The sequence below is a fragment of the Morganella psychrotolerans genome (genome assembly GCF_965118875.1).
GTDB lineage: Bacteria > Pseudomonadota > Gammaproteobacteria > Enterobacterales > Enterobacteriaceae > Morganella > Morganella psychrotolerans_C.
In genome coordinates, this window is record NZ_CBCPJD010000018.1 from 1 (window position 1) to 12312 (window position 12312).

A 12312-nucleotide genomic window follows, 5' to 3' on the forward strand; every position below is an offset into this window, starting at 1 on the left:
AATAGTGTCTGAATGTTGCATAATAGACTCCTGAACGGGCAGCCCGGAGGCCGCCCGGATGAGGACAAAAAATTAACGGATGGTGTAGCGGATATGGACGATAATATCGCTCAGAGTGAGCAGCAGAGCTTTCTGCTTATCACCTGCCGCCCCCGGGAAGCTCAGGATCAGACTGCCGCTGTTATCCACCGGGATCCCTTCAAACGGCAGCCAGTGGCCGTCATTGAAATCCAGTTGGAACTGACCGCTGTCATTCATCCCGTGGGATACCGCAATGGCTTTGCAGCCGTCCGGCAGTTTCACATCACCGCCGTAACTGAGCACGGCACGCACATCCTGATACGGACCGGCCAGGGCCGGTAAGGTCACACTGATCTGTTTGATACGGCGTGTTTTGCCCAGGCCGGCAGGATAGTCATCTGCAATGTTCAGTGCTTTCAGACTGAACGCGGCATGCAGTTGTTTATCCTTCGTCATTGAGAGCCCGGTTGATGCCGGTGTATCCCCGGAACCACTGCCTTTTAGCAGGTCAGCAATTTTATCTGCCAGGTGCACGTCGTCAGCGCTGTACACTTCCGCCAGGGAAACGGTACGTGTGACTTTCAGTGTACGGTGATTCCATTTCAGCCATGCCTGCTCCATCTCGGTCAGGTTCAGCAGCAGAGACTCCCCGGCCATCAGCCCGGCATTACTGCTTTGCCATGCACCCGGTTTGATGTAGCGGGTAGTCTCTCCGGTCTGCCATGTAAACGCGGCTTCTGCCATCATGCAGCGGGCTGCAGTCAGGTCGTAGAAGCGGTAATAGATGGATGCCAGACGGCCACGCAGCCAGCTGTAGAGTGCTTTGTTGCTGAATTTGCGTTGCAGGAACTCCAGTTGTGCCTGTGTCTGCGCCTGCTGAATTTCCAGATGTTCACGCTGCATGTCTGTTGCCGTGCGGCGCACAATCAGGGCGTCCAGCTGTGCATTAATCTGTCTGACGTCAGATTCGGCACTGTTTTTCTGGATTTCCCATTCCTGACGGCGGCGGCGCCATGCTTCAGACTGGCTGATATTATCGGCGGTGATTTTGGAGGCCGATGCGGCCAGTGCGATACCGGAACCAATCGCTTTCGGAATACCGCCCCAGCGGCTGCCGCCCACAGCCACACCGAAGATATTGGGTGCCATATCAGCAACCGCTTCCGCCATACTGAGTGCCTCAATGGACGTGCTCAGCACAGAAGACGAGAGATACAGATCCATGGTGCGTTTTTCAGCGGCACTGACATTTTCATCATACAGATTGCGATAACTGTCAACGCGGGACTGTGCACCGGTACGGCTCTGCTCCAGCACGTTTTTCTCAGCATCCAGTTCGGCAAGAGTTTGCTCCTGCATGCGCAGGGAAGAGAGCATCAGCTCACCGGCCTGGTTTTGCAGCAATTCACTCATGGCTTCCGCATCCCGGCGCTCAATCAGCCCCTGGAGTGTAGAGCCGAACTGCATCAGTTGCCCGGTCAGCGAACGGGCGCTTTCCAGCGCCTGCGGGAAGCGCATTGCCGGAATGGCGACAGACGGTAAGGTTTTACCACCACCGGACGCAGCGGCGGCGGCACTGAGCAGGGCTGCCGGGTCTGCCGGTGCGGCAAAGATTGGCAGAGAGAGCGGCTGACCATCTATTGACAGGTTATTACGCAGATTAAACAGACGCATTTCCAGAGTCTGCCAGTATCCGAGCAGTTTTTCGTTCTGCTGCGGCAGGAACAATCCGGTCAGTGTATTGGCGGTGCGGGTTTCCGGCAGCAGTCCGCCGCTGCGGATACGGCTGATTTCATCATGGAACTGTTTTGCTTGTGTCTTATCCGCCGCGTCACTCAGTGCCGGGTTACCCCAGCCGTTGCCGATAAGGGTGACTGGTTTATCACCCAGTAAACCGAGTGCCTGCATATACCACATTTTTGCTTCATTAAGGGTATCGCGCTCCAACATGCGGTAAGCACTGTCACCACGGGCAACCAGCAGATCCAGCAGTTTCATCAGGGTGCTGACTTTATAGTGCATCGGGTCATTCTGGGCGACCGCATCCGGGTCAACCGAATCCATCGGATCGGCGTTCCAGGACGTATCTTCTTTCAGCGGACGTACCCGCCAGTCACCGGCACCACTTGCGGCCGGACGCCAGATATAGCTTAACCAGCGGTTGGCTTCGGTAAAGTTCTGCTCCTGCAACAGGCGCATGGCGACCATCATCGGGGTGTAATAAAACAGTTCCCAGAAATAGAGGGCATTGGCGCCGCTGAAGTCCATGGGTTCATCGGGCTGTGACAGGCCGGAGACGGACCCAAGGCCCGGGAACGTGCCGCTTTTATAGCCTTTATCAAGAGTCCAGCCATGCGGATTATTTTTATCGGTTGTGGTACGGTGCAACCGGATCCAGTTTGTGGTTTGTTTCTGGTATTCAGCGTTGAGATATATATTGTCTTTTTCGCCCTGTGCGGCGTCCATTCGCGGAATAAACAGTTTTATCTCTGTATTACCGGCAACACTGAGTGTGCCACTGTAAACCGGAAATTTGTCTGTTCTGGTGAAAATATCACCGTAATAAAGTGTAAATTTCCGGTCAGTGCCGTGAATTTCTTTATTATACGGTTTTAGTGTCAGTGTGACATAGGTACCCTGTCCCGGTTTTGGTTCACGCAGATTCTGGGTTTCCGGTGACAGTACCGCCTCAATCCCGCGGTTGGCACGCTCAATTAACTGGCGGGCAAACAGGGTGTTGAGGCGGGTGCGGTAAACATCCCATTCCATGTATTGGGCGCCGCTTTTATCGGTGTACAGGGAGATAAAACGGGTACTGACTTCGGGGGTTTTTAGCTGCAGGTTATACTCGCAGCTTGCGGACTGGCCTGTCGTAAGTTTAAAGTTGGCTGTAACGGTTAAATTTAGTGTGCTGTTGTTGTTTTCTAAACAATCAGTTACATCAACTATTAATTTTCTGAATGGAAAATTCATAGTTCCGTTATCTGATTCAGGAAATCCCGGAACAGTGATGCCGATATTATTGCCACTGATTGTTTGGATGATATTTTTATTACTGGAAAATCTAAGTGTAATATTATCAGCGGTGGCCGGTGTTATTTTTTTTATCTGCTTATCAATGTCAATTTCTGCGATAGAATCACCCGGATAATGGCGCAACGTATATTTTTTTTGATCTTCAATAAACGTACTGCCTGACTCCACTAAAGTCTCGCCTAACCCGATATATACGTAGCCTAAATCGTCATACTGTTGATGTTCAAAATAAAGCTGCCAATTAGTCTGTTCTTGATTTTCTGCGCGTAATAATGATAAGAGGACATGTTTACTGCTTTCTTCTTCGGCAGGAATAATTAGCGTAGCAGTCGATTTTCTATCTGAGTCTACAATGAATATCAGGGTACATTTTCCATCCGGCATAAGTTTGCCTTTTGGGGTGTATTTAGTATTCTCAGGCATATAAATATCACAGCCTGAATTAACTTTTTTTATGTAATGTTTACGATATGGGTAATTGGTAAACTCAAAAAGCTCAGTAGTATCAACATGAATGTGTACTTCAGGGTTTATGACAAGCTCAAATCTATCCTTGTTTCTGGTAAGGAAGAACTCTCCGGATGAAATCTGAGGATGGAGTCCGTACGCGTTATCTGATGATACACTTGTAAAGCTTGAAGAATAGCTGCCGGTTAATAGCATATTCACCCTGGTAACAGACTCAGTATCTAATTGATGAGTAACGGCAGTTATGACATCCATTATCTCCGGTGAGCTTGCACGGGCCATATTCTGCTGAATACGCAGCCCGAAGAAGTCAGCAGGGGGTGTAACACTTTGCATTTTTTCATTTTCAGGCTGTTTTTTATAGCAGGCAACCGTCAGGGTGTTATCTTCCTGATTGGCGGTGCAGTACAGACCTATTTTCCCCCAGCCGGGGTTGAATTCAGCAGTAACATCATAACTGAACGGTGACGCCCAACTGCCGTCATAGTTAATATGCGTCAGTTTCAGGCTATAGGCAGGAATACCTTTTTCGCTGTCTTTATCTTTTTGTATCTGTTCTTCAATCCATAACAGATAAAGACGTGAGCGGTAAACCACCGGACGGATCATATCCTGATACGGATTCACCGCGCAGGTGATTTTTTTCCAGTCACTCCAGGCGTTGGCAGCAAAACGGCCGTTTTTACATTTACTGTGCTCGGCCTTGCGCCAGTAGTATTTTTTCGGCGTGGTCTGGCTGGTACCGATAAACCAGGTGTTACCCTCATCAATATCAACCGCATCATGATAACCGCTGACCACGGTCAGGTTAGCGACCTGTTCAAAGGCGGTGAGATACTGGCGGAAACCATTTTCCAGGGTATCGCTGTTGAGCTCACTCTGTGAAAGCTGCTCCAGCATGGTGTTCATCATCCCGGTCTGACCAATGCGGAGGGTCGGGTCAATGAAGTTTTCCGGGTAATAGACTAACTGAGATACACCCGCCCAGGTGCTGTAGCGTTTATTATAGGTGTCCCAGTCTTTAAAGAACTGCCGCCCAAGCACGTCGCTTTCCGCTCCCGGTTCATCACCGGCAATGGTGCGGTTGATATAGAGCTGAATACCGGCAATGGCATCCGCCAGCCGCGTGGTGGTGATGGCGGCACTGACTTTGCCGTCAATCAGCAGATTACGCCAGATATCATCACGGTTCGCCAGCGGTTTACCCATGATGCGAACACGGTATTCACCACTGAGGGCTTCACTGCGGCGCGGCTCCGACTGGTTTTGCAGCTGTGCTGTCTGCTGTTCATTCAGACCGGCCTGTAAAAGCCCGGAGAGGGTGGAAAGGTCTGCATAGGAAGGTGTCGCATTTTCAGACACTGTCAGCAGATTGGTGATATCTTTCGGGGTGATATGAAGGATGTCTGCCAAATCCAGCCGTGCCGGCAATGTGGCTAACTGTTGCCATGTAGTCAGCTCAGGTTTCTGCCCGGCCTGTGTCAGTGCCTGGGTAATCACATGCTCTGACAGATTCAGTGCTTTTGCCAGAATGGCGACAGTCAGGGTACCGCTTTGCAGTGCATCCAGTACCGTTCCGGCCTGTTCGCCACAGCGGTTAATCAAATTATGGAAATCACTGATTTCACGCAGTGCGGAAACCGTATCGGCGGACGCACCTTTTGACAGCACCTGAAGTTCGGCAGCACTGAAGGCAAAAGTACGGATAGCCAGCACGCGCTGCGCCAGTGCCTGACACCAGGCGGCGATTTTTTTCTGCTGATCGGCAGACGGTTTTTCTGTGGTGATGAGCGGCCAGATATCGTTTGTCACCGGCACGCTATCAGGGTGGTTATTATCCAGCCAGCGCAGCAGGGCTTCTCCCTGTTCCGGGCTTTCCATCTGCATGGCGGCGGCAATCACCGGCGCTATGGTAGTGCGTAATATATCCGCATCAGTGCTGTCAATGCCGCCGTTACGCAGGGCATCAAGCAGGGAGTTCATCTCTTTGGTCGGTACAGCCGGGGCGTCTGTTGTCAGCAACATAACCAACTGTTCAACAGTGATATTCTGTGCATTCAGCCACTGAGTGGTCTGATACAGGAAGTTAATCAGTTCCCGGCGTATTTCGTCAGTTATCCAATAAATAATGGTTGTTTTGTAAGGTGATATCCGCAGCAGGGCATCCAGTTGTGCGACAGTCAGGTTGTTAACATCCGCCAGCAGTCGCGCCAGATAGATGCAATTTAACTCGGTTAACTGGTTATTAGCTAATTTATCCTTATCAGTCTGGTCATTGATATTAAATATCTGCCATAACCCGGTGTTATCCACGCGGAAAGCCCGTTTCAGTACTTCACGGCGAGGATCTTCAGCATCCGGTTTCATCGGAATACCATTACCGCCTAACGTATAGGTTACACCATTAAGCGGCGGGTTATTAAACAGGTGGTCAAACTGGCTGAGTTGCCCGTCATAGCTGACGGTGCTGATAGATGCTTTGCACAGCATTAACGCGGTTTCAGTATCAATACAGTAGCGATTGCGGTAGTGCAGGGCTTCACAGACGCGATGCAGTATAGTAGCGTCTGAATCTGTGTCTTTCAGTTTCAGGCGGGTTAATGCGCGCTGGGTTTCCAGCGGGGTTAGTCCGGTGGATTTGGCCAGGCGCAGGGTTTTGTTGAGGGTGGCTAGTAAAGGAACGGTTGTTTTGGTGACAGCAAATGTGCTGCGTCCATACCAGCCTACGCTATTATTGGTGTAAACCGAAATGGTGATTTCTGGTATTATTTCAGCATTAATGGTTACCGGGATGCTGTAGTGTTTCCCTTCCTCCATTCTCACTTTACTATCTGAATAAAGATCTTCCGGATATTGAGGTGAGGTTGGTGACAGGATTCCGATATATATACCGTGAGCACTGCTGTCTAAATGACTTATACTAAAATTAATACAAAATTGGTTGTTATTCAGCGGAATAAGGTCAATATATTCGAAAGTCACGTAGCTTGAAGCTTCATTGTGCAGCTTAGTGTGGGTTAATGTATAAAGGATATTACTGCCTGCGTCCTTTGCTTTTATTTTCTGTGTTTTATTTTTTCCGTACAGATTGCGCGTCTCTTTCAGTGATGAACCGGACGGAAAGTTTGATAAATCGATGTAGTCACTAAAATCTATTCCCGTTAATGCCTGAATCTCATCCCTTGGCAGCCCATAATAATTGGCCAGCGCATCAAGGTTCATCAGGCTGTCGGTATCCACCCCCGGGAAGTTTTTCTTCAGCAGTGCTTCTGCTTCTGCCTCACTTAATCCGTCCGTTTTTTCCGTCAGAATCTTATATAATTCCGGTGAAATACCGGCGGCCAGCGCAAGCTGTGCCGCAGATTCTGCACCTTTGCTCAGCACATGGTCCGGTAGTACAAAATCCTGCTGTGCCAGGGCTTCGCGTATTCCCTCAAACGGCGCGTTATACGGTGTGACACCACTGTGGCGGGAGGTTGCCAGGCTTTCATAGTATTTTGTTTTCTCACTCAAACCGGCTTTCGCCATCAGCGCCGTTTCCAGCTGATCATTGGCCAGTGACAGAGTGGAGATTTCTTTATCCAGGTTTTCCTGAGAGAGAACCAGTTTTGCCAGGTCCGGACGGCGTGTGTCCAGGTTATTGATACTGCCTTTCTGATGCAGACCACGGGCTTCACGGTAAAGTTCTGTCAGATAACCGGCCGGGGAAAACATAGAGGAAACTGCACCGGGTGCGGCAAATTCATCCGCGCGCGGCATGATAATGTCATCATAGCCATACGGGATGGCACCGTGATGGCGGGCAACGCCCATCTCTTTTCTCAGCAGCGGGTTGGCGCGGGTCAGTGAACGGGCGGCATACAGAATGTTGTTCTGTTTTTCTTTTATCGCAGCACGGTGAAGCAGTTGCGCTTCTTCCCGTGACAGGCGGCTGCCTGCTTTGTTACGCACTTCAGCAAGGGAAAGCGGCATAAGATCTGCCAGGGTTATCTGTTGGTCGCTGTAATTCAGGTTCAGCTTTTCAAGGGCTCTCGTTACTTTTTCCATTAATGATATACCTTATAAATATGAAATTTACATAACGTTGACTGTTTTATTGAGTTAATATCCTGAAAAATGGCAAATAAGAAGATTTACACCGCAGAGTAATTGTATTTACTCAGAATATATAACTTAATTTCATATTTATCGACTATGGGAAAAGAGTCAAATAAAACCATTAACATGATGTGCTAATTTTGCAATATATTTTTTATTTGTTTGATTTCTAACATATAACTAATTTTATTCCCCATGGTTAATGATAGCTTTGAAGTATGAGTTGCTATTTTAATATGGGTTAAGTTGATGGGTTTTAGATGTATCAGAGAAAGCGCTCTTTGTGTTGAGCGAATATGGGTATTTACATGGTTGAATGAAGTGCTGACAGGATTTTGACGGATGTTGGTGTTGAATTTAATCCCCCGAACACATGGGAATAACCTTATTTTTTCTTTTCATCTTTACTTAGCTTGGCACCAAAACAGATTAGACCAATAGCGAGTATCGTTTCAACGGTGTTACAGATAACTTCGTGGGGTTTATCAAACCATCTCATACCTGCGATAAAGAGCAATATTACGCCGGCGAAGATAAATTTAAATGATTTTTTCTGAAATGGGTTTGGTGTATTTTTAGTCATTAAAGGTCTTTTTCAATAGTATTCATAGGTGTATTTAGTTTTTCTTATCTGTGTAGATTCAAACCCTGAACGAGTACCCATCATTATGTCTGTTAAGCAATTACCATGTGAATCTTTTTCCAGGCACTCAGTCACAGTTGTGTGCTCAAGTTTGCCATTTTCGAATAATTCAATGGTCGTTTTATCTATAAATCCGTTTGCGTCATAGCTATATTTTTTATTGGTTAAATACATATCCATAGGCTTGTTTGATTCACTATCAATAACACTGACTAGTTGTTGAAGAGGATTATAATTGTACTGAAATGATATTTTTGCACCGTAGCTCTTGCCTGTTACGGTATCAATCAATCCATCTTTCCAATTAACAATTGAGGTGGATGATTTTTTATCTGAGTCAGTTGATAATTCACTGCGTACATTGTGTTCATCTTCATCTTCATCTTCATCTTCATCTTCATCTGAATAATATTTATTTATAGTCGTAATATCTTCCTGCTGCTTTATTATTTTTCCTTTTTTATCAAAGGAATAAACATAGATTCCGCTATCGTTGCTGGTGTTGCTAAGCGCCTCAAAGCCAGAAGAAAACGTAATGTGATATGGATTATGACCAGCCAATTCCCCTTTTATAAAGGAAATCACAGGACCTGACGTTGATACCACCCGCTTAGCGGTCCGGTGATAACTAATTAATTTTGTTCCATTATCACGTTTGCCATTTTTATTTTCCGGCATTTCGTGAGTTGCCTGCATGGATTTCACGGGGCCAAAAAGAATATCTTCAGTCATAATATAGGTATTTTGAGCGTTAATACTTCTCTGTTCATCAGTGCATGTTTCGGAGGCTTGTGCATTTGCCATAATAAAAGGGAGTAAAGAGATTAATACTTTATAACTCATAGCGCGAATACCTCAATAATATAAGTTAAGTCTGTACCTAATGTCATTTATACCCTTATTCATTCAAACTACAGGTTCGTTGGCTGCACTCAGATAGCCGGGTCACATAGTTTATCTATGCTCCCCGTCTATCTTCCTTTGCCGCCTGCCTGCATCTTGAATGACGTTGGGTATAGATTATAGTGCAGATAATCCGGGATGTTTTTAACGCCGGAATGAACGTTTCTTTGAGTTGAGAGTCTGTAGCATGTAGAATGCTGGCAATATGTCTGTCAACCAGCAATATAGAGTGTTGGCTTTGTGTCCATATTCGTGTCCAAAGCTAGTTTTATAGGGCATTTTAAAGAAGAATTTTATCTTGAAAACCAACCATATACGAAATTTTTCCATTATTGCTCATATCGATCACGGTAAATCAACGTTATCGGATCGCATTATTCAGATTTGCGGTGGGTTATCCGACCGTGAAATGGAAGCGCAGGTTCTGGACTCGATGGATCTGGAACGCGAACGCGGTATTACGATCAAAGCGCAGAGTGTGACGCTGGATTACACTGCTCAGAACGGTGAAACCTACCAGTTGAATTTCATCGACACCCCGGGCCATGTTGACTTCTCTTATGAAGTTTCCCGCTCACTGGCGGCATGTGAGGGTGCGCTGCTGGTGGTCGATGCCGGGCAGGGTGTTGAAGCGCAAACTCTGGCGAACTGTTATACCGCCATGGAAATGAACCTGGAAGTTGTTCCGGTTCTTAATAAAATTGACCTGCCGGCAGCTGAACCTGAGCGCGTGGCAGAAGAGATTGAAGATATCGTCGGTATTGAAGCGGCAGACGCAGTGCGCTGTTCGGCGAAAACCGGCGTGGGTGTTATCGATGTTATCGAGCGACTGGTGCGTGATATTCCGCCACCAAAGGGTGATCCTGATGCACCATTGCAGGCGCTGATTGTTGACTCCTGGTTTGATAACTATCTCGGCGTGGTGTCACTGGTTCGGATTAAAAACGGCACACTGCGCAAAGGCGATAAAATCAAAGTCATGAGCACCGGTCAGGTCTATAACGCGGATCGTGTGGGTATTTTTACACCAAAACAGGTGGATAAAGATATCCTCAGATGTGGCGAAGCGGGCTGGGTCGTCTGTGCAATTAAAGACATTCTGGGTGCGCCGGTCGGGGATACCTTAACAGGTGCGCGTCAGCCTGCGGAAAAAGCGCTGCCGGGCTTTAAAAAAATCAAGCCACAGGTGTATGCGGGTCTGTTCCCGGTCAGTTCTGATGATTATGAAGCCTTCCGTGATGCACTGGGTAAACTCAGCCTGAATGATGCCTCATTATTCTATGAGCCGGAAAGTTCCACAGCACTGGGCTTTGGTTTCCGCTGTGGCTTCCTTGGTCTTCTGCATATGGAGATTATCCAGGAGCGTCTGGAGCGTGAATATGATCTCGATCTTATCACCACCGCGCCGACCGTTGTGTATGAAGTGCTGACCACCGGCGGGGAAACTATCTATGTTGACAGTCCGTCCAAATTACCGGCACTGAACAATATCGAAGAGCTGCGTGAGCCGATCGCAGAATGTAACATGCTGCTGCCGCAACAGTATCTGGGTAATGTAATCACCCTGTGTATTGAAAAGCGCGGTGTGCAGACCAACATGGTATATCACGGTAATCAGGTTGCGCTGACCTATGAAATTCCGATGGCGGAAGTGGTTCTGGACTTCTTTGATCGTCTGAAATCCACCTCGCGTGGCTATGCGTCACTGGATTATAACTTCAAACGCTTCCAGACATCTGACATGGTTCGTGTTGATATTCTTATCAATAATGAGCGGGTTGATGCGCTGGCACTGATCACGCACCGCGAAAATTCGATGTACCGTGGTCGTGAACTGGTTGAGAAAATGAAGGAGTTAATCCCGCGTCAGCAGTTTGATATCGCGATTCAGGCGGCTATCGGCATGCATATTATTGCTCGTTCAACAGTGAAACAGTTGCGTAAAAACGTCCTGGCAAAATGCTACGGCGGTGACGTCAGCCGTAAGAAAAAACTGTTGCAGAAGCAGAAAGACGGTAAAAAACGCATGAAGCAGGTCGGGAATGTTGAGTTGCCGCAAGAGGCGTTTTTAGCCATTCTCCATGTCGGTAAAGATAATTAATTCATCAGGTTGTAAGGAAATCTAATGGCAAACACCTTTGCGCTGATCCTGACCCTGGCAACATTGGTTACCGGGATTGTCTGGGCAGTGAATAAGTTTAAAATTCAGCCTGCCCGCAAGAAAAAACTGGCGCGCATGGCGGAGTTGACTGAAGGGACAATGGATCAGGCGCACCTTGCCGCGACGGTGGCGAAGCCGACGTGGGTGGAAAGCACCGCATCATTGTTCCCGGTTCTGGCAATTGTTCTGATTGTCCGCTCATTTATTTATGAGCCGTTTCAGATCCCGTCCGGCTCAATGATGCCGACGTTGTTAATCGGCGATTTCATGCTGGTGGAGAAATACGCGTACGGATTAAAAGACCCGATCACGCAAACCACACTGATTAAAACCGGTGAACCAAAGCGCGGTGATATTGCTGTGTTTAAATATCCGGAAGATCCGACGCTGGATTATGTCAAACGCGTGATTGGTCTGCCCGGCGATAAACTGGTATACGACCCGTATACCAAAGAATTACAGATTTATCCTGCGTGTAATAAAGGGCAGGATAACTGCGAAACTCTGCCGGTCACCTACGGTCAGGAATATGAAAGTGAATGGGCAAACCACTGGGAAAAATCCCCGATGGGCGGCGCATTTATGAATGGTTCACGCCAGTTCCCGATTGAAGATGACATGGAAATAGGCTATCGCCGGCAGGCTGAACGCATTGAAAACCTGGGACCGGTGGCTCACCACATTCTGACTGTACCTGAAATCACACCACAGAGTATCGGCGAACAGCGTCTGTTCCGCCAGCCGGGACTGCCGGCGTATACCTGGGTTGTACCGCAGGGGCATTACTTTATGATGGGCGATAACCGTGATAACAGCTCTGACAGCCGCGTCTGGGGATTTGTTCCTGAACAGAACCTGGTCGGCCGTGCGAGTTTCATCTGGTTAAGTCTTGAGAAGCAGGAAGGCGAATGGCCTACAGGCCTGCGCTTCAGCCGTTTCGGACGCATAGAGTAGAAAAACGAGAATTTGCTGAGCATTACTG

5 protein-coding genes are annotated in these 12312 nt (G+C 47.8%); 2 read left to right on the plus strand and 3 right to left on the minus strand.

What is annotated here, in order from left to right; all coding sequences use genetic code 11:
- Positions 1-72: 72 nt before the first annotated feature.
- The 3 genes from ACMHKJ_RS15790 to ACMHKJ_RS15800 all read right to left on the minus strand — a co-directional run bounded on the left by ACMHKJ_RS15790 (position 73) and on the right by ACMHKJ_RS15800 (position 9109).
- Positions 73-7572 (minus strand): Tc toxin subunit A-related protein, encoded by a 7500-nt coding sequence (locus tag ACMHKJ_RS15790; RefSeq protein ID WP_413495376.1) that lies wholly within the window; start codon positions 7570-7572, stop codon positions 73-75.
- Between the two features lie 436 nt (positions 7573-8008).
- Positions 8009-8206, minus strand: coding sequence for a hypothetical protein (locus ACMHKJ_RS15795; RefSeq protein ID WP_413495378.1), 198 nt, complete (start codon positions 8204-8206; stop codon positions 8009-8011).
- 12 nt (positions 8207-8218) lie between these two features.
- Entirely contained in the window at positions 8219-9109 is an 891-nt protein-coding gene (locus ACMHKJ_RS15800) for a hypothetical protein (RefSeq protein WP_413495380.1), read from the minus strand.
- Positions 9110-9467: 358 nt separating this feature from the next.
- Here ACMHKJ_RS15800 and lepA point away from each other — a divergent pair, with 358 nt between their 5' ends.
- The gene (lepA, locus tag ACMHKJ_RS15805; RefSeq protein ID WP_413495382.1) at positions 9468-11270 is read left to right on the plus strand and encodes a translation elongation factor 4; all 1803 of its coding nucleotides are present in this window, start codon (positions 9468-9470) and stop codon (positions 11268-11270) included.
- Between the two features lie 24 nt (positions 11271-11294).
- Positions 11295-12284 (plus strand): signal peptidase I, encoded by a 990-nt coding sequence (gene lepB / locus ACMHKJ_RS15810; protein ID WP_413495384.1) that lies wholly within the window; start codon positions 11295-11297, stop codon positions 12282-12284.
- The last annotated feature ends 28 nt before the right edge of the window (positions 12285-12312 follow it).

Excerpts from the sequence above, each read along its gene's own strand:
- ACMHKJ_RS15795 (WP_413495378.1), bottom strand. The coding sequence starts at position 8,206 with ATGACTAAAAATACACCAAACCCATTTCAGAAAAAATCATTTAAATTT.
- ACMHKJ_RS15790 (WP_413495376.1), bottom strand. The coding sequence starts at position 7,572 with ATGGAAAAAGTAACGAGAGCCCTTGAAAAGCTGAACCTGAATTACAGC.
- lepB (WP_413495384.1), top strand. The coding sequence starts at position 11,295 with ATGGCAAACACCTTTGCGCTGATCCTGACCCTGGCAACATTGGTTACC.
- ACMHKJ_RS15800 (WP_413495380.1), bottom strand. The coding sequence starts at position 9,109 with ATGAGTTATAAAGTATTAATCTCTTTACTCCCTTTTATTATGGCAAAT.